We start from the raw sequence: 22,599 nt of genomic DNA on the forward strand, positions 1-22,599 counted from the left end.
TCGGTAAACGTTGCGTAACTCGTAAATTATAGTGTACAAAAAATAGGCATATACTGTATTGATCTTATCAATTCAAATAAGGTACTAGCCAAGTGGTATTAATTTGGTAGACTAACCGCTTAAAAATAATACTAATAACTAATTATGGAATCGCCTTGACGGAATTAAAGGCAAAGGAAGACATTCTGGCATTACGTCAGCTTCCCAAATTAAAGTCTCTACTTAAAAAGTATCGGCAGGTTAAAACCATGCAGTCGGGTTTGTTGCAGTTGTCTGAATTGGCAAGCACAGTAACCGATATGGCAGCCTTTTATGCTGAGCTTAAATCGGTGATTAAAACATTACTAATTACCGATAGTTTTCATATCACCCTGATCAATTCAAAAGATAACCTTGAGCTTGCTCATTGCCACAACCCTGAAGAAATTCGTTTACATGATCATTTAAAAGTTGCTGACTGGCGAAAGTGCTTAACAGGTATGGTTTTTGAAAGTGAAAAGCCGATGCATTGCTCGGCTAAAGAACGCCTCGCATTAGCAAAATCAGTTGATATTTTTCTGTATGGTTCATCCTGTGTTGATTGGCTTGGTGTTCCCCTTAGACGTGGCAGTCAGGTTATTGGTGTTCTGGCATTACAAAGTTACGATGATAAACTTTACTTTGATGAATATGATTGTCAGTTGCTTGAATTTATTGCCTTGCATTTAGTGACCGCTATTGATCGTGTACGTAGTCGTGAACTACTAGAGCAAAGTATTTTACAGCGTACTGAAACGCTAACCGAAATGAATAAGCAGCTACAAGTTGAAATTGCTGAGCGTAAGAAAGCGGTAAAAATGCATAAAGCCTTACTATCAATTTCAGAAATTACGGCTAATTCACAAGATATTGATTGCTTCTATCGAGCTATCCATCAAGAAATCAATACTTTATTACCAGCAAAAAACTTATATATTGCCTTGTTAGACACGGGTGATAACAAAGATAGTTCTATTGTGACTTTTCCCTATTATGACGATGAAAAAGTGCATACACCTCTGCCTCGAATGTTAGGCTTTGGGCTGACAGAATTAGCGATGAATGCTGTTGCACCGACATTAATTACCGAAGATGAAGTCTTTTATTTATCTGAGCAAGGCGAAATAACGAGTGAAGCGCTGACGATAGATTATCCTAAAAATAAAATGCCACAAGCATGGCTTGCTGCTCCATTAATGGAAGACGGTAAGATATTCGGCATTTTAGCTATTCAGCATTACCAAGATTCGCAAGCCTATCAACAAAGTGACCTAACTTTAATACGTTTTATTAGCCAGCACGTTGATACCGCTATTTTACGTAAGCGTTCGCAAGCCGAAATAAAAAAACACCATGAAAAATTAGAAAATACGGTTAATCAACGTACCCAAGAGTTACAAGCGAGTAATTTAAATTTGCGTATGCAAATTGATGAGAGACGAAAAGCAGAAGCGCAACTTTACTATGAAGCACATCACGACGGCCTAACAAAATTACCCAATAGAGCGATGTTTTCAGACCGATTGAGCTATGCATTACGACATTTAAAGCGTCATCCAGATCAACGCTTTGCGGTGTTATTTATCGATTTAGATCGCTTTAAAATGATTAACGATACATTGGGACATCATGCTGGAGATGAGTTTCTTATTGAGATAGCACTAAGATTACAAGACTGTGTTAGAGATAATGATATTTTAGCGCGTTTAGGGGGAGATGAATTTGTTATTTTGCTTGATTCACTACAATGTCAATATGATATTGAAGAAGTTGCCTCTCGCATTATTACCGCTATTGCCAAACCCTTCAGTTTAGGTGGTCATACACTTTACTCGAATGCCAGTATAGGTATTGCGCAATGTAGCAGTCATTATAAGGATTCTCATGAAATTTTACGTGATGCTGATGCCGCTATGTACCAAGCTAAAAACTTAGGTCGTGGTCGTTATGTCTTTTTTGATGAAAGCATGCGAGAAAAACTGATAGCCAGTATGACTTTAGAGCAAGAATTACGAATTGCTATTACCGAGAGTCAATTTGAACTGCATTATCAGCAAATATCCAACTTAACGTTAACGAATACCATTGGTTTTGAAGCCTTATTACGTTGGCAGCATCCAACTAAAGGTTTATTAACGCCAAGCGAATTTTTATATATGGCCGAAGAAACTGGCATGATATTAGACATCGAAGCTTGGGTTATTAAAGAAGTTAGTCAACAATTAAAAAGCTGGCAACAAAATACTGAGTATTTTAATGCTTTTATTGGTATTAATTTATCGGGACGTCATTTAGTTCAAGCGAATCAGCTCAATAAGTTGATCAAACAAATTAAAGACGCAGCTATAGAGCCTCACCGTTTAATTCTTGAATTTAATGAATCTGCATTTGCCCAACAAAGTGAATTAGCCCTGAAGAACTTACGTCGATTAAAAGATTTTGGGGTTAAACTCGCTCTAGATGATTACGGCGCGGGTTCATCGTCATTAAACTTCTTACACAACTACCCGTTTGAATTTATCAAATTAGACAGAAGTTTTGTTCGTACGCTAAATACTAATAATAAAAATCTGTCGTTAGTGAAGGCTTTGCATGATTTGGGCAGTAACTTTGGCTACCATTTAGTCGCTGAAGGAATCGAGTCAGAGGAAATGTTGAAAAAGTTACAGAACGCCGGTTGTGAATTTGGTCAGGGCTTTCATATTAGTCGACCAATAAAAATGCCACGAATAATAACCGAAAGTGAGGTTATCGTTAAAGTTAGTGCCTAATTTTTCTTTAACAATTAATCATATTTTACTAAAAAAACCTTCGATGCGTAGCGCAATTCCGGGTGTGGTGGTGTAGTTATCCTCTTTTGACCACTCTAAAAATGGTTCTACTTCAAAAAACAACCATTTTTCTAGTGCATTGAATCGATAACGATAACTCAGTGTATATTTGTCGGTAAAAAAACCATATTGACCATTACGCTCACCTTCAACTTGCAAACCAACAACGGAGGCTGTTGTTGAATCTAATTGGTTTAATTGATAAAAGCCGTGTTTCCATCGGATGCCACTAAATGATTCAGAGCCGCGAATAGTATAATTGACCCTGTATTGTGATTTTTCATTATATTGATAATTATATTCAAGAAATAACTTGGCTCCAAGACCATCACCTAAGAAGTAATACGTTGAAGGTTCAACTTTAAAACCGTGCTTTTCATTGAAGGTATACAACTTGCGCTTACGTATCTTTATAAAAATATCACCGCCTGAAATTCCTAATCGAGTATCGACTAAGCTATCGCTCTTCTTTTTAACCACATAACGTAAGGCCGCGGCAAAGCTTTCTTCATTTATTTCTGGCTGAGTACCGATGCCATCGAGGGGTAATTGGCCATCTTCAACGTCATCCTCATCGGAAAGAATCAAGCTCATCTTGTCTTTAAAGTGAGGTAACTTTATTTTTAATCGAAAACGAGAGTCAAGCTCCGCCAAATGACGTGCTTTGGGTATCCAGCCAAAACGTATTTTGGCTGTTGCTTTAGGTTCAATTTGTTGGCTATCAATATCGGTAAAAAAACTATCAAACCAAGTAGCCGATTGATAAACGGAATTAGCGATGGTGTCGTGTACGTCTTGACCCCAGTCATCGGGCACAAGAGTGGGCACAACATGCCTTTGTGGATGTTTGATAGGTTTTACTATTTGCTTTTCAGTGTCACTGTCCATGTTTTGATCTTGTCTAGCATTACTCTGAAAAGTAGTGAAGGTAATGCTGATCATCAACAAGCAACTCAGATAAATAAGGTGCTTTTTCTGCAAAGTTTGTCCTATCGCATTATTTTGTCTATCAAAGGATGATTTTTCATTTTAAAACTTTATAATGAATCCATTGTAAATAATAGGGGTTTATCATGGGAAATATGGGTATTTGGCAATTATTAATTGTTGCGGTCATTATAGTGTTGTTATTTGGTACAAAAAAATTACGTAATCTAGGTGGAGATTTAGGCTCTGCGGTTAAAGGTTTTAAAAATGCTATGACAGATAGTAACGCTAAAAAGGAAGAAGAAAGTGCAGAAAATATTGCTGATAAGTCTGTTACTACCGACACCGAAGAGAAAGTAAAAACAAAAGAAAAAGATCAGGCGTAAGCGATGTTTGATATTGGCTTTTGGGAGCTGTCGCTGATTGCGATAATAGGTATGATCGTTTTAGGTCCAGAACGCTTACCTGTTGCGATTAGAACGGTGCGCGGTTGGATAAGTGGTGTTCGTAAATTTAGTGATAGTGTAAAAACCGAGCTTACCGAAGAATTACGCATACAAGAATTACATGCTAATTTGAAGAAAGCTGAACAAGCGGATATGAAAAATCTATCACCTGAGATTGCTGAATCATTAAAAACATTAAAAGAAGCTGCTGAGATGGTCAATCGTCCTTATCAATTAGATAAAGAGCCTGAAAAAGTTGACTCACAAAGTATTGTCTCAGAAAATATTGAAAAAAATGATAAGGTGACTGAAGAAGCAGCAGTCACTGCTAACCTTTCATCTTCACAAGAAAATAAAAAGTAACACCATGAATCCATCTCCAGCAAGTAGTTATACTTTATTTGATCATTTACTCGAATTACGCAGCCGATTGTTGAACGTTGTGGTAGGCGTTTTGGTTGTCTTTTTAGGCTTATTCTATTTCGCTAATGAAATTTATGAATATGTTTCTAAACCCTTAATGGAAACCTTACCTGAAGGGGGACAAATGATCGCAACCGATGTTGCCTCTTCTTTCTTTGCTCCTTTTAAATTAACCATGGTACTTTCTATTTTTATTGCCATGCCCTTTATTCTTTATCAAATTTGGGCTTTTGTCGCGCCTGGCTTATACAAGAATGAAAAACGCTTAGTTATTCCACTGATGTTCGGCAGCACTTTGCTATTTTATGGGGGTATTGCTTTTGTCTATTATGTGGTTTTCCCAATAATTTTTGCTTTTTTTACTTCTGTAGCCCCTGAAGGGGTAAATATTGCCACTGACATTACCAGTTATTTAGATTTTGTTCTAAAATTATTTTTTGCCTTTGGGATAGTTTTTGAAATACCCATTGTTATTATTTTACTGTGTTGGACCGGTTTTACGGATCCCGACAGTTTGCGTGCAAAAAGACCCTATGTTGTTGTTGGTGCTTTTGTGGTTGGTATGTTGTTAACACCGCCTGACATTATTTCACAAACATTATTGGCAGTACCCATGCTGTTATTATTTGAATTAGGCGTTTTTATAGCGTCTATTTACCAGAAAAAACAAACTGATCATCAATACAAGGAAACTGAATAATGCTAAAAAAGATTGGTATATTAATCACCATATTGCTTGTTTTTTCAACCAGTAGCTATGCTAAAACATTAAGTAATGAATTAGAGCAATGTGTTAAAGTTCAAGATGATTTATCGCGCCTAAGCTGTTTTGATAGATTATCACTTACTTCTAAAAATACAGTCGAAATAAAAGAATCTCCTACACAAGTTCAAAAAGAAGCACGTTTTGGTGGTGATAAAATTGAGAAGAAAAAACAACAAGACAGTGGGTACAATTTAGAAAAAGTCATTTATACCGTTGCAAAAATCAATAAAAGCATTAGAAAAAAATTAACAATACATTTCGAGAATGGCCAAGTGTGGAAACAAAATGACACTATTACATTGCGACTGAAAAAAGAAGATAATGTCGAAATATCTGCAGGCATGTTAGGTTCATTTTTTTTGAAAAAAATCAATACCAATAGAGCTATCCGTGTAAAGCGAATTAAATAATATAATATGATAGACGTTGGTGTAAATTTAACGAATGCACGTTTTGATAAAGACCGTGATGAATTAATCGCGCGGGCTAAATCTGCCGGTATTAGGGCGATGTTAGTTACCGGAACTAATATCGCTGAAAGTCATAAAGCTTTAGAATTATCTGCACAATATCCAGATTATCTTTATACCACAGCGGGTATACATCCCCATGATGCCGATAATGTCAGTGATAACTATTTAGATGACATTCGATTATTAGCTAAAAATAAAGCGGTAAAAGCGATTGGTGAATGTGGCTTAGATTTTAACCGTAATTTTTCTACGCCAAAGCAACAAAAAAAAGTGTTTGCTGAACAAATATCATTAGCTGCAGAACTTCAATTACCACTTTTTCTACATCAACGGGATGCTTTCCCTGTCTGGTTTCAATTACTATCTCCTTATTTAAACACTGTGCCTGCTATGGTTTCTCATTGCTTTACCGGTAATGAAAATGAGTTAAATCAATGCTTATCAGCTGGTATGTATATTGGTATTACCGGATGGGTGTGCGACGAACGTCGTGGAGAACCATTACAAGCGCTTATTCCATCAATTCCATTAGATAGGTTGATGATTGAAACAGATGCGCCATATTTAACACCTAGAAGCATTAAGCCTAAACCCAAAAGCAGTCGCAATGAACCAAGCTATTTACCTTACGTCATAGAAAAGCTTGCTCAATTGTACCAATGCCATAGCGACGACATTATTAATGCCACCAGTGAAAATGCGCGAAAAGTTTTCAACTTAGGTGAGTGTTAATGATCTCACTCTTTAATCGGTCAACTTCTTACCTTTTTATTGTTACAATATTAGTGGTAATTTTATCGATAATTCAGTTGGTTATGCTATTTTCATCGATGACCTTATTGTTATTAATTATGGCTCTCTTTATGGCGTTTTTAGTATTTTCACAAGATAAAAACACTAAAAACTCTCTTGCTAGCAATGCAGCAGATCAGCACGTTGAAAATGAAGTTCAAGATAACGATGAGCTTGAAAGTAAAGTACAAGAGCGTACTTTAGAGCTCAATATTGCTTTGCAAGAACTCGAAGAAGTTAATAAAGAGCTAGAAGAAAAGAATACGTTAGACGACCTTACCGGTTTGTATAACCGGAGATTTTATGATCAAAAAATACTCGCTGAATATCGACGTAGTCGCCGTAACTTAACGCCCTTGAGCTTAGTGATTATTGATATAGATCATTTTAAAAAAGTGAATGATACTTATGGTCACTTAGCCGGTGATGAATGTTTAATCGTAGTGGCTGCTTGCATTAAAAGTTGCTTGCGAAGAAGTGCAGACATCAGTTGTCGTTATGGCGGTGAAGAATTTTGTTTAATTTTGCCTGAAACAGATAGCCAAGGGGCATTAGCACTGGCTGAAGAATTAAGGGAAAGTATTGCTAGCTGTCAGGTTAGCTACAATAACACTATCATAAGTCTAACCATTAGCTGTGGCGTTAGCACTTATTTACAACAAAAAGATGTTCAAGCCGAGCATCTCTTTGCCGCAGCAGATCAAGCCTTATATCAAGCAAAACATAATGGCCGCAATCAAGTGAGACAACAAGACTTTGTCAAAGCTAGCGATAGTTAACCGCTAACTTATCAACTTTATTTATATAGGAAAATTTTATGAGTAACGCTTTTGGGCAATTTCCTGCCCGCAGAATGCGCCGCATGCGCCGTGATGATTTTTCGCGTCGCTTAATGTCAGAAAATCAATTAACCGTTAATGATTTAATTTATCCGGTTTTTGTTCTTGATGGCGAAAATCAGCGCGAAGCTATAGCTTCTATGCCTGGAGTTGAACGTGTAAGTATTGATTTATTATTAGAAGAAGCGCAAGAACTGGTTGATTTAGGTATTCCTGCCATTGCTATATTTCCTGTCACTCCAGCAAATAAAAAGTCATTAATGGCTGAAGAAGCCTATAACCCTGAAGGATTAGCTCAACGTACTGTTCGTGCTCTTAAAGCAAAGTTTCCTGAATTAGGGGTAATAACCGATGTTGCTCTTGACCCTTTTACGACCCATGGACAAGATGGCATTCTTGGCATAAAGGGTAAAGATGAGGGTTACGTATTAAATGACATTACCAAAGAAATTTTAGTTAAGCAGGCGTTGTCTCATGCTCAAGCGGGTGCCGATGTGGTTGCCCCTTCAGATATGATGGATGGTCGTGTTGGGGCAATTCGTCAAGAATTAGAAAAACATGGTTTTGTAAACACGCGAATTTTAGCTTATTCAGCAAAATATGCTTCTAATTATTATGGTCCTTTTCGTGATGCTGTTGGCTCTGCAAGTAACATTAAAGGCGGTAATAAATTCTCATATCAAATGGACCCAGCAAACAGTGATGAAGCATTACATGAAGTTGCTCAAGACATCGCCGAAGGTGCAGATATGGTCATGGTAAAACCGGGTATGCCTTATTTAGATATTGTGCGCCGAGTAAAAGATACTTTCCAAGTACCAACATATGCTTATCAGGTGAGTGGCGAATATGCAATGCACATGGCAGCCATTCAAAATGGCTGGTTAGCTGAAAAACCTTGTGTTATGGAAGGGTTACTCGCTTTTAAACGTGCGGGCGCCGATGGTATTTTAACTTACTTTGCTAAAAAAGTGGCTTACTGGTTAAAGGAACAATAATGTTATCGCCCGATCTTAAGGGCGCTGATTGTAAAAATCTTACTTTGCAATGCTATAAGTAGATAGTAAAAATATATAGGCAAACGACTTATTCTATTAGCTCAGGTGTTTTAGCTGGTAGGATAGCTTGTTTAATTTTACTAAGTCGAGCATTAATGCCCAGTCACAAACAGTCATTATTTTCACTGCATAGTGCGGTGTTACTTTTCGCTATATCGGGTCTTTTTGCTAAGTGGCTAAATATGCCAGCCAGCCATATTGTTTTTGGCCGTGCTGCTTTTGCCGCGGCAACTATTGCGATTTTTGTTTTACTGATTAGAAAGCAGTCTCTAAGGGTTGAAAAGTCACTACTATTGCCGCTTGCTTTTACCGGTTTGGTTTTAGCTTTTCATTGGGGGAGTTTCTTTTATGCTATTCAGGTATCAAGTGTCGCAATTGGCTTGATCACTTTTGCAACTTTTCCTGTCTTTGTTAGTTTTCTCGAACCTATGTTGTTTAAAGAAAAATTCCATTATAAGGCGTTATTGCAAGCTTTACTCACGGTTGTTGGTATCTTATTTATTCTACCACTTGACCATTTAAGTGCAGGGGATATCGATGGTGTTATATGGGGAATGACATCGGCAATGAGTTTTGCTTTATTAACACTGTTAAATCGAAAGTTTGTTGCCAAAACATCGGCTAAAAAAGTGGCCTTTTATCAAAACGCCTGTGCTACGGTATGTTTATTACCCTTAATGTTTTTATATCCGATCACCATATCTTACCAGCAGCTGTCGGTATTAATTATTTTAGGTGTTCTTTTTACGGCAGTTGCTCATACATTATTTAATCATTCTCTAAAGGTAGTTAAAGCGCAAACAGCAAGTATCGCGGTAAGTTTAGAGCCTATCTACGGTTCTATAGCTGCGTATTTTCTTTTAGGTGAACAAATAACGCTTATGATGGTGATTGGTGGCAGTATTGTTATTTTTACCAATCTTTGGGCATCTAAAACCAATAGTTAATCATCACTAAATATTGATATTTAACTATGTTATTGAGCTTCACAGAGTAGATATCAAACAATAAATGAATGGTTATTTAAGGGCTTCTTGAGTCTCACAAAATATGTTAAGTGATAAATGAAGCTGTGTTAAGTGAGCACTTTCTTGGAGCAGTTCGTCAGCGATAAGTGGGTGTGCAGCAAGCCAAGTCGTCGGTAAACATAAATTGATAATGTCATCACGGGTACTTTTAATAATAGTGGTTTGATATTCGGGTAAAGCATCATCTTTGCGACGTCGACATAAAATGATGGCTAAACGTAAAATAACTAACAGGTAGCTGGCTTGCTGAAAATTTACTGCCGTTTGGTTTTCTAGCAAATCGACATCAATATCACCTTTGTGTAACCTGACCAAGGTGACTAGTAATTGTCGTTCAATTTGATTAAACCCAGGTAAGTCAGCGTGTTGTAATATGTAGGCACCATGCTGCTGATGCTGCTTAAATTCTAATAACAAACCAATTTCATGTAATTCACAGGCAGCATTTAATAATGCTAAGCTGTTTTCTTCATCTAATGACCAAGTTTCTTTATAGGTGTGAAATAAACTTGTCGCTTGTTTTTGAATTCGTGCAGAATGTTGATTATCAATATGAAATTTTTCAGTGAGAGAATTAATCGTACTTTGACGGATACTCATATCTACCTTTTTAGGCAGCATGCTGTAAAGTAAACCTTCACGTAAAGCACCACTTGATAACTGAATGTTTTCAATGTTAAAGCTTTCAATGACGGCAATTAAAATAGCGACGCCACTGGCTATAACGGGCGATCTTTCTTGGCTAAGCCCAGCAATCTTAATTTCACTGATTGTTTTACATTGTATTAACTGTTGTTGAACAGTCTGTAAAAAAAGCAGATTAACACCAGTGCTCTTATGGTTAAATTGTTGCATTTCTGTCAGGGCTTGCATGGTGCCAGAGCCACTTAACACTAACTTCCAACCCGTTTCTTTAAAACGCTCGACCAAAGGAAAGATTACTTTTTTTGCTGCAGCTATAGCAAGAGTAAAATTTTCAGCCGTTAATTTATTATCAGAGAAATAACCGCTATTAAAAGTGACACAGCCAATATTTAAGCTTTCGACTTGCTTAGTTTCAAAACCATCACCTAAAATAAGCTCAGTACTTGCGCCGCCAATATCAATTACAAAGCGTTGTTTAGCGCCACAACTGGTATGTGCTACCCCTAAATAAATATTTTTGGCTTCTTGTTTGCCACTGAGTAGCTTTATTTTTTGTCCCAAAATTTTATTAGCTTGTGTTAAAAATTCTTCACGATTTTTAGCAAGACGCAGGGTTGCAGTCGCGACAATACGGACGTTTTTTTGAGGGATATCTTGCAGCCGTTCAGCAAAAAAGCTTAAACATTCAAGGCCTCGGGCAATTGCGGCTTGGCTTAGTTGGTTGTCTGAATTTAAACCGGAGGCTAAACGAACTTTACGTTTAACTTTATCAACCACCTGAACGCTATTGGCTAGCTGTCGGGTGATCAACATATGAAAGCTGTTTGAACCTAAATCGATCACCGCATAAAGAGGTGTGGAAATCTCAGTATGGGTGATCGTCATAGTCATCTAGTGGCGACGCTGGTTGTTTCCACCCGTTCTGCCACGATTTTGTCCACCATTTTGAGGCTTATGGCGACGAGGACGAGGCTTAGGAGTAGGAAAATCAGTTAATAATGCATCTTGATTATATTTACTTACCGGCAAGGCATGTTCAATATAGGTTTCGATTGGAGGTAAGTTAAAAACATAGCCTTCACATGCGAAACTAATAGCATGACCTGTTGCACCAGCACGGCCAGTACGGCCTATACGATGTACATAATCTTCACAATCATCAGGTAAATCATAATTAAATACATGACTTACGCTAGGAATATGCAAACCGCGCGCGGCTACATCAGTGGCAACTAAGATATCTAATTCACCGGCACTAAATTGTTCAAGAATTTTTAAACGTTTCTTCTGAGGTACATCGCCAGTTAATAAACCAACGCGGATGTTATCAATTTCTAAATGTGAATAAACTTTTTCACAAACATGCTTGGTATTGGCAAAGATGATCGCTTTTTCAGGCCATTCTTCTTCAATTAATGTTTGTAACAAAGCCATTTTATCTTCGTTAGAAGGATAAAATAATTCTTCAGAAATTCGAGTGTTTGTTTTTTGTTCTGGCGCGATTTCAACACTTTCTGGCTCATTCATGTGTTCAAATGCAAGTTCTTTTACACGAAAAGATAAGGTTGCTGAAAATAACATGCTTAAACGTGCTGTGGCGGCAGGCATACGATTAAACATATATCTGATATCTTTAATGAAACCTAGATCAAACATTCGGTCGGCTTCATCAAGCACAACAACTTCAATATTGTTTAGGTTATAAATACCTTGTTTCATGTAATCGAGCAAACGACCACAGGTACCAATAAGAATATCTACACCAGCTTCAAGCTCTAAGCGCTGGCTTTCATAGCCTTCACCACCATAAACTACGCCTAAGCGTAAGCCGGTGCTTTTTGCCATTTCTTTAGCATCACGGTGAATTTGTACCGCTAATTCACGTGTTGGTGCCATGATTAAGGCACGAGGTTGATTATGCTTTGGATCTGGCTTTTGTAATAAGTGATGAAAGGTTGCAGCTAAAAAGGCGATTGTTTTACCTTCGCCTGTTTGTGCTTGGCCTGCAATATCAGTACCTTTCAATAAAATGGGTAAAGATTGCTCTTGAATTGAAGTGCAATACTCAAAGCCCATAGCGTCAAGACCTGCGACAACTTTAGTGTCGAGGTTAAGTTCAGAGAACTTAGTTTCAGTTAAGTGTGTTTTATTCATGCGCACAGCTTAACAGGTTATATAGTTAATAAAAAACGGTATCGAGTAAATGTATTCATAAATACTCAATTAATGTTAGAAATAGCCAACAGTTATAAGATCAAAGTTGGTAATTCATAATGATGGCGTTATAATCCCTATCAATTGGCATAATGCCACCATTTAACGGAGATAGAAATGAGCGATAGAATTGTTCAGTTAACAGACGACAGTTTTGATACTGACGTAATTACCGCCTCAGGCCTTATATTAGTCGATTTTTGGGCTGAATGGTGTGGTCCTTGTAAAATGATTGCACCTTTATTAAATGACATTGCAGAAGAATATGCAGGTCAAGTAACTGTTGGTAAATTAAATATCGATCAAAATTCAATTACTCCACCTAAATACGGTATTCGTGGTATTCCTACGTTATTGTTATTTAAAGATGGCGCAGTCGCTGATACTAAGGTCGGCGCATTATCTAAAACTCAATTAAAAGAGTTTATTGATAATAATTTATAAGTTTTCAAAAAAAGGTTCGTATTTACGAGCCTTTTTTGTATATATTAGCTTATTAATTAAAGAAGAAAGCCATAGATCAAATTTTGATCCTTTACCTGATTAAATTTTAGTGCTAAATTTAGCTTTCTAATGAACCACATTTCAAACCAAACTCCAATTTCAATGATGCCAACAGGCAAACTCACTTCAATATAAATAGTTAAAGAACCCCACTATGAACCTGATCGAACTTAAAGAAAAACCAATAAGCGAACTTGTCGAGCTTGCCGCATCTATGAAGCTTGATAATTTAGGCCGCAATCGTAAACAAGACATAATTTTTGCTATATTAAATGCCCATGCCGAAAACGATAATGATATTTTTGGTGGCGGTGTTCTAGAAATTTTACAAGACGGCTTTGGTTTTTTGCGTTCTTCAGACTCCTCATACCTAGCGGGACCTGATGATATTTATGTTTCACCGAGTCAAATTCGCCGTTTCAGTATGCGTACCGGAGATACTATTCACGGAAAAATTCGTCCACCTAAAAAAGGTGAACGTTATTTCGCGTTATTAAAAGTAGCAGAAGTTAATTTCGACAAGCCAGAAAATGTTCGCAACAAAATACTCTTTGAAAATTTAACCCCAATTCATCCTGATGAACGCTTAATTATGGAACGCGGTAATGGTTCAACTGAAGATATTACCGCACGTGTTTTAGATTTGGCTTCTCCAATTGGTAAAGGGCAACGTGGTTTAATTGTTGCTCCACCGAAAGCGGGTAAAACATTATTACTACAAAATATTGCGCAAAGTATTGCTCATAACCATCCTGATGCCGAGTTAATGGTATTGCTTATCGATGAACGTCCAGAAGAAGTAACAGAGATGCAGCGCTTGGTAAAAGGCGAAGTTATTGCATCAACGTTCGATGAACCAGCAAACCGCCATGTACAAGTAGCTGAAATGGTTATTGAAAAAGCGAAGCGTTTAGTTGAACATAAAAAAGATGTTGTTATTTTACTTGACTCAATCACACGTTTAGCTCGAGCTTATAATACGGTTATTCCATCATCAGGTAAAATTCTTACCGGTGGTGTTGATGCCAATGCTTTACACCGTCCAAAACGCTTTTTTGGTGCCGCGCGTAATATTGAGCACGGTGGTAGTTTAACGATTATAGCGACAGCTCTAGTTGAAACCGGCTCTAAAATGGACGAAGTTATTTACGAAGAGTTTAAAGGTACCGGTAACATGGAATTACACCTTTCTCGTAAAGTGTCTGAAAAGCGCGTTTTCCCGGCGATTAATATTAATCGTAGTGGTACTCGTCGTGAAGAATTGATCACTAAACCTGCAGAATTACAGAAAATGTGGATTTTACGTAAAATCGTTCATGAAATGGACGAAGTCGGTGCAATTGAGTTTCTTATCGATAAACTAGCAATGACTAAAACGAATAACGAATTCTTTGATTCTATGAAACGTAAATAGTTTATTGGTCGCTTATGCACATCTGTGTGATTGCGAGATCCTGTACATAAACGCCAGCGTTAGCAATAACAGCTGGCGTTTTTGCTTAAAACATTGTCAAACTATTAAGTGGAAGAGTGATTTAAATTTATGAAATATAGTGACTTAAGAGATTTTATAAAACAGTTAGAAAAAATAGGCCAGCTCAAGCGTATTCCCCAGCCTATTTCTACAGATTTAACGATGACCGAAATCAGTGACCGTACGCTACGTGCTCAGGGGCCAGCGTTATTATTTGAAAACCCCGTTGACAAAAATGGTGTACCACATGGGATGCCAGTACTAACTAATTTGTTTGGTACGCCTGATCGTGTTGCTTTGGCTATGGGACAACCTAATGTACGTGCTTTACGTGATGTTGGTAAATTACTTGCCATGTTAAAAGAGCCTGAACCTCCTAAAGGTTTTCGTGATGCGATTAGTAAAATTCCGGTTTATAAGCAAGTCCTAAATATGCCGGTAAAAATGATTAAAAAGCCGTTGTGTCAGCAAGTTATTGTTGAGGGTGCCGATGTAGATTTAAATAAACTACCTATTCAAAAATGTTGGCCAGGAGATGTTGCTCCTTTAATTACTTGGGGGTTAACGGTTACACGAGGTCCTCATAAAGAACGTCAAAATTTAGGTATTTATCGACAGCAATTAATCAGTAAAAATAAAATTATTATGCGTTGGTTATCTCATCGTGGTGGCGCATTAGATTTTCAAGAATTTAAGCAAACTCATCCAGGTGAAAAATACCCTATTTCTGTTGCTTTAGGTGCAGATCCGGCCACTATTTTAGGCGCAGTAACACCTGTTCCTGATACCTTGTCAGAGTATGCTTTTGCTGGCTTACTACGTGGTGCTAAAACAGAAGTGGCTAAATGTATTAGTAACGATTTAGAAGTACCTGCGACTGCTGAGATTATTTTAGAAGGTTATCTAGACCCTGCTGAAGTTGCTCCAGAAGGGCCATACGGTGATCACACCGGTTACTATAATGAGGTTGATAACTTCCCTGTGATGACGGTAACTCATATTACCCATCGTAAAGACCCTATTTATCACAGTACTTATACTGGCCGCCCGCCGGATGAACCCGCCATTTTAGGTGTGGCATTAAATGAGGTGTTTGTGCCTATTTTACAGAAACAATTTCCTGAAATTCAGGATTTCTATCTACCACCTGAAGGTTGTTCATATCGTTTGGCGATTGTTACTATTAAAAAGCAATATGCTGGACATGCAAAACGGGTAATGATGGGTGTTTGGTCTTTTTTACGTCAATTTATGTATACTAAGTTCGTTATTGTTTGTGATGATGATATTAATGCTCGTGATTGGAAAGACGTAATTTGGGCAATGACCACGCGGATGGATCCAAGTCGAGATACGGTATTAATTGAAAATACACCGATTGATTATTTAGACTTTGCATCTCCTGTATCTGGTTTAGGTTCAAAAATGGGTATGGATGCAACAAATAAATGGCCAGGTGAAACAAATCGCGAATGGGGTGAACCTATTGTGATGAGCGAAGAAGTTAAAACAGATGTTGATAATATTTGGGATGAACTTAATATATTTCCAACAACTGATAAAAAGAATTAGTAACTGTTATCCTGAACATGTTTTAGGAACTGAATAATGAAAGGTTTAAATAAATGAATAAAATTAAGTGTCAGGTAGAATCATTAACATCTCTGACAGAGTTTGTTTATAAAGTGCTATTAAAGCCAAGTGAGCAAATCGATTTTCAAGCCGGCCAATACTTAAATTTTGTGATGAGTGAGGATGATAAACGTCCATTCTCAATTGCCAGTGCACCCAAGGCTGAATTAATTGAACTACAAATAGGTGCTTCAGGTGCTGACAGTTACCCAATGCAAGTTATTGAACATATTAAAGCCAATAACACCGTTACTGTTGAAATGCCATTAGGTAATGCGCAGCTGCGTAGTGAAAGTGAACGTCCGCTTTTACTTTTAGCGGGTGGTACAGGATTTTCTTATATAAAATCTATGTATGAATTGTTAGCGTCACAAAGGTCATCACGAAAGATTACTGTTTATTGGGGGTTGCGTGATCAAAGTGCTTGTTATGAACTAGAAAAAACGGCTAAGATTATTGCAGGTTTACAAAACGGTACTTTTCACCCAGTTGTAGAGAACCCAGATGATAACTGGCAAGGACAAGTGGGTATGGTTCACCACGTTGTGATGAAAGATATTAAAAATTTAGCCGATTATGATATTTATTTGGCAGGGCGTTTTGATATGGTGGGCGCAGTTCGCACCGACTTTTTAGCGCAAGGCGCCTTAGTTGAACATATGTTTGCTGATGCTTTTGCCTATATTTAATATCAGATAAAGTTTTTAAATGAATGACCGATAAAGCCATCATACCGATGGCTTTTATTATAGAAGAGAAAAATTAATGAGTAAAAATAAGCAGGGTCAAGTATTGCAAAATACTTTAGCAACAGACTTAGGCCGAGGAAAAATCAAAGATAATTTTTTCGCGGCTCTTGTCACATCGAAAGTTTATAAGCTGCAAGTGGTGCAGGCTAAAAAAGGTAAAGGTTCATTCAAACGTGGTAACAAACATCAAGGTAGAGAACCTTATTTAATGAATGCTTAGTACGTTAGTATTTATTAAATAGGGCTTTGTGAAGATAGTCATCATGACGTAGGTACTGATGACTATCTTATTTTTTATAATGACTGACTAGATTAAGTGGCTATTTATTGGTGATTCGATCGATACTTAAACTATCAATTAAAAATCCATGACTCGCCAACCAAGTCGATGCATCTTCAGCATTGGTAAATACTTGCCGTTCATAAGACGCATTGGTATGCGGTATTAGCCTTTCTAGTTGCATTTCTTTGGCAGCGCTCTTTGTGTAAATATGACAATCTTTACTACAACCATTATCCTTGAACCACTGGCAATGTTCTTCGACATGTTTATCAATTGCAGGAACACCGAACTCCCAATCCTCAAAAGAAGAAACAATAGCCCAAGGGCTACCTTTAAGGGGGCTTGCTTTAGCACGAAACTCTTTAGCATAAGCAATTATAGCCTCTTCGTTCCAAGTACTAGAAAACGATTGCACAACAACATTGCCACAAACTTCAATTTTCCATTCTCCGTGAATGCTAAACATAGTGGGCCTCTTTTATTTGATTTTGATATAGGTGTTTAAGTTCAAAATATTTTTAGATTGAGTCTTTTAATATACTGTGTGGGCTACCTACAAATATTTGATAGGGTAAAGGCTCAGCCAGTAAACTTTCGTCGACAGTAAAATCAACGAAGCCACTTTTAGTAAAAAAGTGAGTGAGATCATCTATCGTTACTTTTTCAGTTTGCAAATCAGCCGCTTGATAATAAGCTTTAATACCTTCATCCTCACATTCATCGGCATCAACAAAGAGATGCATAGGCATGCTTAATACCGTAATAGATTGAGCTTTTTGATGATGTTTAACAATTTCTCTAAGCAGGTATTGCCCAATCGCTTGTCTACGATATCGTGGCAGAACACTGATCGCTTCAAGTAAAATATGTGTTTTAGCTTTTTTGGTCTCAGCCGTAATGCTTAATTGTTCACACAAGCCCTGCTCGAGGTTTTGACCTTTAAAATAAAGGTTAAGTGGAATTTCCCAGTCAGTATCTTCGTTGGCTAATAAAGTATAAGAGCCAACAGCATCTCGGTGTTTATTAAGGGTGATTAGCTCAATTTCAGCTTTAGCAATAATATCGCCTTGCTCGTTTTTTACATTGATTTCTTGGCATAATTGCCAATCAAAAGCACCGGCAATTTCAGGTTTTTTAAAGTCGACTGTTAAATTCATTTTTGTTCATTTCCGTTATTTATAGCTAAGGTATTATTCTTAAAATTGTCAATTTGACCTAAAGCTTTATTTAATACTTGATTGGCTTTTTTATATTCGCCTTGCTGCTCTAATACTTGAGAAAAACTGAGTAAATCAATAACATCATATTGTGTATCTGCTAAATTAATCAGGCTATTAAAGGCTTTTTCTGCCATCGGCAGTTGTTGAGATTTTGCGGCTAAATTAGCTAAACAACTTAACCATTTTCCGCTGTGAGGATCATTATGTAACTGTTTTTGAACGGCACCGATTAATTCATCAGTAGCCAAAATAGGTAGCTGGCGAATATTCTTTAAAAAAGTATCATCTGCGCCTTTTTTTATCACGGGTAATAATATTTTATTAAGTGGCTCAGTAATTTTGTGCTCGGCTAATACTCGACAATAAGCCCAGAGAATAACTTCATTATGTTTTAATTTGCGAGTCAGTTTATGCCACCGCTGTGCCAATGAATCGTTATTTTCTTTGCGTATAGTTTCATTAAAAGCACCGTAGAAAGCGCTTGCTTCCCATAGTGCTATTTTTTCATTTGTAATAGCTTTTTGTTTACGGGCTGAAACAAGTTGCTCTATCACATAATCAAAACGTTTTTCTTGCAAGCTTAAGATGATCTCTAAGCTTAATAACCTTGCATCATGACCAATTTGTTTGTGATGTTTATCAATAATACTCCGTGCCTGTGGAAAGTCTTCCTGAGAGATTAATAATTTAATTGTCACGAGTATTGATTCTAAACCAGAGCCTTTAACGCCATTGTCTTCTTGCGCTAATAAAGCTAGATAGTGATTTGTGTTTGATCGCAGCGATTGTTTTGACGATGCTGCAGCAGCCAATAGATAAGACGTATGAGTAAATTTTGAGGGTTCAGCCGCTTTAGCAAACAAATGTTCTGCTTGCTGGTTGTCCTCAAGAATAAAGGCAGCAATACCGCGATTAAAGTCCCTTAAACCTCGACGGCGATTAGCAAAAGCAATTTTGTTCCAGCTGCCAAAACCCAAACGTAGACTGCCACGTACAAGTGTCATCGATAACCCTAAGGCGATAAATAATAGCGTTAACATGATACATGCCATTACTACGGTTGATTCTATGGTTAAATCGCCCATCGCAATTAAGATATAACCTTTTTCATTTATTAGCAGTGGGCTAATAGCAACCGCAGCAAAAAATATTAATATCCACAGTATTAATTTTTTCATTATAAGGCCTCATTTGTGCTGTTAGGCTGTACTTTTGACTCTTGTGGTGCAACTTCTTCAGTTAGTGCTCTAGATGAGCCATTAAGTGCTTTTTCTTTGTCCTCGTGTAATTTATCAGGCATTACTTGAGGCGTTAATTGATCAAGTGTTGGTTTTAAGGGCGTTTCTGCTAGCACTTTACTCATCGCTTTTAGCGATAAAAGCGTACTGGGGTAATCATAAGTGATTATCTTACCTTTTAGTTTTTGAATAGCTTGATAAAAGCTTTGATTTTCAACTTTTTGCATATCAAAGTATTCTGTTAACCATAGTTGAATGTCATTTAAGGTTTGATTATAAATTTTCTGTTTTTTCTCTGTCACTGCCCACTGAGCTAATTGTAACTTTAAGCTAAGGTTTTCAATAAGATTTTGTTGATGTTGTGGCGACATTAATGGCTTTACATTACCGCTACTTCTGCGGACAGTAATAAAATCTGCAAGAATTTTTTGCCATGTTTTTGCAAGATTTTCTCGCCAATCATTGGTGCTTTCAGATAATGTGAAATCACTGCTCTTGTTGTCATTATCTGGAATTTTAACCATAGCCAAGGGTAAGTTTGCCAGTTGTTGACTCATCGCCATTAAGGTCATAACGGTATCTTCGTTGTCTACAACAGGTATTAATGTTAACTGTGCGATGTCTTGACGAATTAATTGGCGAATAGGTAAAAACTGCGGATCTTTAAGTTCTTTGAGGCGCATATCTGCATCTTTTAGCAAGCCAATTGCTGCTCTTGTATCTTGCTCTAGCCACATCGTGCGAGTGGCAATACGAATAAGGTACTCTGCTTCGTGTAATAACCAATCACTGGGTTGATTTTGTGATAATCGTTCAACAGCCTTTTCAAGTTGAGCGATTTTAACTTGGCTGTCTGTTGTTATTGTTGCAATCTCACGGTTTAAACGTTGTGAAAACATGGTTTGTTGCTGAGCAAATAACTGCTTAACTTTTTGCTTACTACTGGCCAAACTTTGTTGGGTTTTTTGCTCACTAGTAGCTAAAATTTGCTGAGTTTGTTGTAATAATTCTGCCTTGCTCTGTGCTTGTTGCTGCATATCCCAGTAATATAAACCGCCGACACCAACACTTGTTGCTAAAGCTATGATTAAGGAAACTACAGCAGTCTTAGATAACTTTTGTTTATTCACCTTTGTATCATTCGTCACCGATGGTTTAGCTTTTTTTTCTGAGGTTTTAATGGCTGGTTTTTTCTCGTTAACCACACTTGAGGCTTTATTTTTTTCGTGGGACTTCTGCTCTTCACTCGAGGATACCGTTGTCGCTGATGCTAGTGAAATAGAAGTTGAAATACCTTGATCTGACTTTTTTTCAGTCGATTTTTTTTCTGAAGTATTTGACTCGTTTAGCTTTTTATCAGTCATTATTTTTTCCATATGAAGTGATTGCACTAAGCATGGCTTGATCATTAGCACCGTTAGCATTAATGATATTGAGTAACCCTAGTTGTTTCGCTTGTTCGGCAATGCGCTTACTAGCGACAATCCATAAACAAGTGGTTTGCCAATAACTCTCTGAATGCTTTATTAAGTGTACTATGCTTTCTAGCAAAGCGTTACTGGTGATGACAATACAATTTATTTGTTGATTTCGCCATTGTTGAACCTGTCTTTGCGTGACGGTAAGCCAGACTTTTTTATAGCTTTCTAAATAGTGAACCTTGGCGCCTCGCAAGGTGAGTTGCTGGGCAATATGCTCTCGACCACCGTCACCACGAACAATAATAATGGTTTCGCCACTGATTTTTTTTTCATCGAGTATATTAAGTGTTAATAAACCTTCGCTGGTATGAAGTTCAGGGGAAACCGCACTAAGCCCTTTTGCTTTTAAAGCGTTTAGTGTTGAGCTACCGATAGCAATCACGCGTTTTTGTTGCCATTGAGAAAAATTAACAGCGCAATGAGCAAACTCGACCGCAGCGACACTGACAAAAATAACAATGGCTTGAGGATATTGTTTGATGAGCTTTTTAGTGGTGATTTTACAAGCAAGTGATTGATAATCAAAGAACGGTTGGCAGTGACTGTCAATGCCAATACTTTTTAACTGTTGCGCTAAAGCACGTCCTGCTTTTTCAGGACGTGTGATTAAAACGTGTGTGTTACTGTTGTGCATAAACCTGACGCAATATTTTATCAGCGCCTTTTTCAAGGAGTTGCTCAGCCAGTATATTACCTAGTTGTTCTGCATCTTTACTTTCACCGGTTATTTCACTGGTGAGTATTTCACTACCGTCAGTTGCTCCCACTAGACCACGTAAAAAAACTTGACCATTGTTTTGAATGACAGCATAGCTCCCAATAGGGACTTGGCAACCACCTTCTAAAGCACGGTTCATCGCTCGTTCTGCTAACACCCGAATACGGGTAGTTTCACAACCTAATGGTGCAAGTAAAGCTTTAAGGGCTTCATCGTTGGTTCTACATTCAATACCCACAGCACCTTGTCCGTTTGCTGGCAACATGACCTCGGGTTCAATAAACTCTTGAATTCGTTCAGGCATTGCCAAACGTATTAATCCTGCTGCAGCAAGTATAATGGCATCATATTCGCCATTATCTAATTTTTTTAAACGGGTATTTACGTTACCGCGTAAATCACGAATGTCTAAATCTGGGCGCATGGCTTTAATTTGGCATTGACGACGTAAACTTGAAGTACCAACAACAGCACCTTGTGGCAGTTCGGCTAAACTGTTAATGGTATTAGAAACAAAGGCATCACGGGGGTCTTCACGTGGACAAATCACTTCTAAACCTAGCCCTTCAGGAAATTCTACCGGGACATCTTTCATTGAATGAACCGCGATGTCAGCACGGTCTTCTAACATGGCAACTTCGAGTTCTTTAACAAATAAACCTTTACCACCGACCTTGGCTAAAGGTGTATCTAAAATAATATCGCCTTTGGTGGTCATGGGAACAAGTTCAACAATAATGCCCGCGTGGAAATGCTCTAATTGTGCTTTTACATATTCGGCTTGCCATAAAGCGAGTGCACTTTTACGTGTGGCAATGCGTACAGTTGTTGTGCTCATTA

General features: G+C 37.6%; 23 protein-coding genes. 14 read left to right on the plus strand and 9 right to left on the minus strand.

The window, feature by feature from the left end; translation table 11 throughout:
* Positions 1-155: 155 nt before the first annotated feature.
* Positions 156-2,789 (plus strand): EAL domain-containing protein, encoded by a 2,634-nt coding sequence (locus tag H4J66_RS15765; protein ID WP_182175928.1) that lies wholly within the window; start codon positions 156-158, stop codon positions 2,787-2,789.
* 18 nt (positions 2,790-2,807) lie between these two features.
* Here H4J66_RS15765 and H4J66_RS15770 read toward each other — a convergent pair whose 3' ends face one another.
* Entirely contained in the window at positions 2,808-3,830 is a 1,023-nt protein-coding gene (locus tag H4J66_RS15770) for a hypothetical protein (protein WP_182175929.1), read from the minus strand.
* A 92-nt stretch (positions 3,831-3,922) separates the two neighbouring features.
* Between H4J66_RS15770 and tatA the strand changes: the two genes are divergently transcribed.
* The 8 genes from tatA (at position 3,923) to H4J66_RS15810 (ending at position 9,520) form a co-directional block, all read left to right on the plus strand.
* Positions 3,923-4,162 carry a Sec-independent protein translocase subunit TatA gene (gene tatA, locus H4J66_RS15775; RefSeq protein WP_182175930.1) on the plus strand — a complete coding sequence of 80 codons (240 nt, stop codon included), beginning with the start codon at positions 3,923-3,925 and terminating at the stop codon, positions 4,160-4,162.
* Positions 4,163-4,165: 3 nt separating this feature from the next.
* Entirely contained in the window at positions 4,166-4,585 is a 420-nt protein-coding gene (gene tatB / locus H4J66_RS15780; protein WP_182175931.1) for a Sec-independent protein translocase protein TatB, read from the plus strand.
* Between the two features lie 4 nt (positions 4,586-4,589).
* Complete coding sequence (gene tatC, locus H4J66_RS15785) at positions 4,590-5,345, plus strand: twin-arginine translocase subunit TatC (RefSeq protein ID WP_182175932.1); 756 nt, start codon at positions 4,590-4,592, stop codon at positions 5,343-5,345.
* Positions 5,345-5,821 (plus strand): hypothetical protein, encoded by a 477-nt coding sequence (locus H4J66_RS15790; RefSeq protein WP_182175933.1) that lies wholly within the window; start codon positions 5,345-5,347, stop codon positions 5,819-5,821. The genes tatC and H4J66_RS15790 overlap by 1 nt, the downstream gene beginning before the upstream one ends.
* Positions 5,822-5,827: 6 nt before the next feature.
* Entirely contained in the window at positions 5,828-6,616 is a 789-nt protein-coding gene (locus H4J66_RS15795) for a TatD family hydrolase (protein ID WP_182175934.1), read from the plus strand.
* A gap of 131 nt (positions 6,617-6,747) precedes the next feature.
* The gene (locus tag H4J66_RS15800; protein ID WP_259368511.1) at positions 6,748-7,455 is read left to right on the plus strand and encodes a GGDEF domain-containing protein; all 708 of its coding nucleotides are present in this window, start codon (positions 6,748-6,750) and stop codon (positions 7,453-7,455) included.
* Between the two features lie 38 nt (positions 7,456-7,493).
* Positions 7,494-8,513: a porphobilinogen synthase gene (gene hemB / locus H4J66_RS15805; RefSeq protein ID WP_182175936.1), complete on the plus strand. Its 1,020-nt coding sequence runs from the start codon at positions 7,494-7,496 to the stop codon at positions 8,511-8,513.
* 155 nt (positions 8,514-8,668) lie between these two features.
* Entirely contained in the window at positions 8,669-9,520 is an 852-nt protein-coding gene (locus H4J66_RS15810) for a DMT family transporter (protein ID WP_182175937.1), read from the plus strand.
* Positions 9,521-9,592: 72 nt separating this feature from the next.
* On the opposite strand, the gene H4J66_RS15815 is transcribed toward H4J66_RS15810, so the two are convergent.
* Positions 9,593-11,131, minus strand: coding sequence for a guanosine-5'-triphosphate,3'-diphosphate pyrophosphatase (locus H4J66_RS15815; protein ID WP_182175938.1), 1,539 nt, complete (start codon positions 11,129-11,131; stop codon positions 9,593-9,595).
* 6 nt (positions 11,132-11,137) lie between these two features.
* A complete protein-coding gene (rhlB, locus tag H4J66_RS15820) occupies positions 11,138-12,400 on the minus strand; it encodes an ATP-dependent RNA helicase RhlB (RefSeq protein ID WP_070375343.1) in 1,263 nt (420 codons plus the stop codon).
* A gap of 177 nt (positions 12,401-12,577) precedes the next feature.
* On the opposite strand from rhlB, the gene trxA reads away from it, so the two are divergent.
* The 5 genes from trxA (at position 12,578) to arfA (ending at position 17,039) form a co-directional block, all read left to right on the plus strand.
* Positions 12,578-12,904, plus strand: a complete 327-nt coding sequence (trxA, locus tag H4J66_RS15825) for a thioredoxin TrxA (RefSeq protein ID WP_070375344.1) — start codon at positions 12,578-12,580, stop codon at positions 12,902-12,904.
* Between the two features lie 214 nt (positions 12,905-13,118).
* Complete coding sequence (gene rho, locus H4J66_RS15830; protein WP_070375345.1) at positions 13,119-14,378, plus strand: transcription termination factor Rho; 1,260 nt, start codon at positions 13,119-13,121, stop codon at positions 14,376-14,378.
* 129 nt (positions 14,379-14,507) lie between these two features.
* Positions 14,508-16,010 (plus strand): 4-hydroxy-3-polyprenylbenzoate decarboxylase, encoded by a 1,503-nt coding sequence (gene ubiD, locus H4J66_RS15835; protein ID WP_182175939.1) that lies wholly within the window; start codon positions 14,508-14,510, stop codon positions 16,008-16,010.
* A 53-nt stretch (positions 16,011-16,063) separates the two neighbouring features.
* On the plus strand, positions 16,064-16,759 hold the full coding sequence (gene fre / locus H4J66_RS15840; protein ID WP_182175940.1) for an NAD(P)H-flavin reductase: 696 nt from the start codon (positions 16,064-16,066) through the stop codon (positions 16,757-16,759).
* 76 nt (positions 16,760-16,835) lie between these two features.
* Positions 16,836-17,039 (plus strand): alternative ribosome rescue factor ArfA, encoded by a 204-nt coding sequence (arfA, locus tag H4J66_RS15845; protein ID WP_182175941.1) that lies wholly within the window; start codon positions 16,836-16,838, stop codon positions 17,037-17,039.
* Between the two features lie 100 nt (positions 17,040-17,139).
* On the opposite strand, the gene H4J66_RS15850 is transcribed toward arfA, so the two are convergent.
* Genes H4J66_RS15850 through hemC form a run of 6 tightly spaced genes read right to left on the minus strand, consistent with a single transcriptional unit; the run spans position 17,140 to position 22,597 of the window.
* Entirely contained in the window at positions 17,140-17,568 is a 429-nt protein-coding gene (locus H4J66_RS15850; protein WP_182175985.1) for a hypothetical protein, read from the minus strand.
* A 52-nt stretch (positions 17,569-17,620) separates the two neighbouring features.
* Positions 17,621-18,259, minus strand: coding sequence for a hypothetical protein (locus H4J66_RS15855; RefSeq protein ID WP_182175942.1), 639 nt, complete (start codon positions 18,257-18,259; stop codon positions 17,621-17,623).
* A complete protein-coding gene (locus tag H4J66_RS15860; RefSeq protein WP_182175943.1) occupies positions 18,256-19,500 on the minus strand; it encodes a heme biosynthesis HemY N-terminal domain-containing protein in 1,245 nt (414 codons plus the stop codon). The genes H4J66_RS15855 and H4J66_RS15860 overlap by 4 nt, the downstream gene beginning before the upstream one ends.
* On the minus strand, positions 19,500-20,924 hold the full coding sequence (locus H4J66_RS15865; RefSeq protein ID WP_182175944.1) for a uroporphyrinogen-III C-methyltransferase: 1,425 nt from the start codon (positions 20,922-20,924) through the stop codon (positions 19,500-19,502). Before H4J66_RS15865 ends, H4J66_RS15860 begins: the two co-directional genes overlap by 1 nt.
* Positions 20,917-21,675: a uroporphyrinogen-III synthase gene (locus H4J66_RS15870; RefSeq protein ID WP_182175945.1), complete on the minus strand. Its 759-nt coding sequence runs from the start codon at positions 21,673-21,675 to the stop codon at positions 20,917-20,919. Before H4J66_RS15870 ends, H4J66_RS15865 begins: the two co-directional genes overlap by 8 nt.
* Positions 21,662-22,597 (minus strand): hydroxymethylbilane synthase, encoded by a 936-nt coding sequence (gene hemC, locus H4J66_RS15875; protein ID WP_182175946.1) that lies wholly within the window; start codon positions 22,595-22,597, stop codon positions 21,662-21,664. The genes H4J66_RS15870 and hemC overlap by 14 nt, the downstream gene beginning before the upstream one ends.
* Positions 22,598-22,599 lie beyond the last annotated feature (2 nt).

It is taken from the genome of Colwellia sp. MB3u-55, assembly GCF_014076785.1.
Classification (GTDB): Bacteria; Pseudomonadota; Gammaproteobacteria; order Enterobacterales; family Alteromonadaceae; genus Colwellia_A.

What these genes read in the sequence shown, in the direction of transcription:
- H4J66_RS15795 (WP_182175934.1), top strand. Translation starts at nt 5,828, where the DNA reads ATGATAGACGTTGGTGTAAATTTAACGAATGCACGTTTTGATAAAGAC.
- H4J66_RS15865 (WP_182175944.1), bottom strand. Translation starts at nt 20,924, where the DNA reads ATGACTGATAAAAAGCTAAACGAGTCAAATACTTCAGAAAAAAAATCG.
- rho (WP_070375345.1), top strand. Translation starts at nt 13,119, where the DNA reads ATGAACCTGATCGAACTTAAAGAAAAACCAATAAGCGAACTTGTCGAG.
- H4J66_RS15800 (WP_259368511.1), top strand. Translation starts at nt 6,748, where the DNA reads ATGGCGTTTTTAGTATTTTCACAAGATAAAAACACTAAAAACTCTCTT.
- fre (WP_182175940.1), top strand. Translation starts at nt 16,064, where the DNA reads ATGAATAAAATTAAGTGTCAGGTAGAATCATTAACATCTCTGACAGAG.
- hemB (WP_182175936.1), top strand. Translation starts at nt 7,494, where the DNA reads ATGAGTAACGCTTTTGGGCAATTTCCTGCCCGCAGAATGCGCCGCATG.
- H4J66_RS15855 (WP_182175942.1), bottom strand. Translation starts at nt 18,259, where the DNA reads ATGAATTTAACAGTCGACTTTAAAAAACCTGAAATTGCCGGTGCTTTT.
- tatB (WP_182175931.1), top strand. Translation starts at nt 4,166, where the DNA reads ATGTTTGATATTGGCTTTTGGGAGCTGTCGCTGATTGCGATAATAGGT.
- ubiD (WP_182175939.1), top strand. Translation starts at nt 14,508, where the DNA reads ATGAAATATAGTGACTTAAGAGATTTTATAAAACAGTTAGAAAAAATA.
- H4J66_RS15870 (WP_182175945.1), bottom strand. Translation starts at nt 21,675, where the DNA reads ATGCACAACAGTAACACACACGTTTTAATCACACGTCCTGAAAAAGCA.
- trxA (WP_070375344.1), top strand. Translation starts at nt 12,578, where the DNA reads ATGAGCGATAGAATTGTTCAGTTAACAGACGACAGTTTTGATACTGAC.
- H4J66_RS15860 (WP_182175943.1), bottom strand. Translation starts at nt 19,500, where the DNA reads ATGAAAAAATTAATACTGTGGATATTAATATTTTTTGCTGCGGTTGCT.
- H4J66_RS15815 (WP_182175938.1), bottom strand. Translation starts at nt 11,131, where the DNA reads ATGACGATCACCCATACTGAGATTTCCACACCTCTTTATGCGGTGATC.
- tatC (WP_182175932.1), top strand. Translation starts at nt 4,590, where the DNA reads ATGAATCCATCTCCAGCAAGTAGTTATACTTTATTTGATCATTTACTC.
- H4J66_RS15790 (WP_182175933.1), top strand. Translation starts at nt 5,345, where the DNA reads ATGCTAAAAAAGATTGGTATATTAATCACCATATTGCTTGTTTTTTCA.
- rhlB (WP_070375343.1), bottom strand. Translation starts at nt 12,400, where the DNA reads ATGAATAAAACACACTTAACTGAAACTAAGTTCTCTGAACTTAACCTC.
- H4J66_RS15810 (WP_182175937.1), top strand. Translation starts at nt 8,669, where the DNA reads ATGCCCAGTCACAAACAGTCATTATTTTCACTGCATAGTGCGGTGTTA.
- H4J66_RS15850 (WP_182175985.1), bottom strand. Translation starts at nt 17,568, where the DNA reads ATGTTTAGCATTCACGGAGAATGGAAAATTGAAGTTTGTGGCAATGTT.
- tatA (WP_182175930.1), top strand. Translation starts at nt 3,923, where the DNA reads ATGGGAAATATGGGTATTTGGCAATTATTAATTGTTGCGGTCATTATA.
- arfA (WP_182175941.1), top strand. Translation starts at nt 16,836, where the DNA reads ATGAGTAAAAATAAGCAGGGTCAAGTATTGCAAAATACTTTAGCAACA.
- hemC (WP_182175946.1), bottom strand. Translation starts at nt 22,597, where the DNA reads ATGAGCACAACAACTGTACGCATTGCCACACGTAAAAGTGCACTCGCT.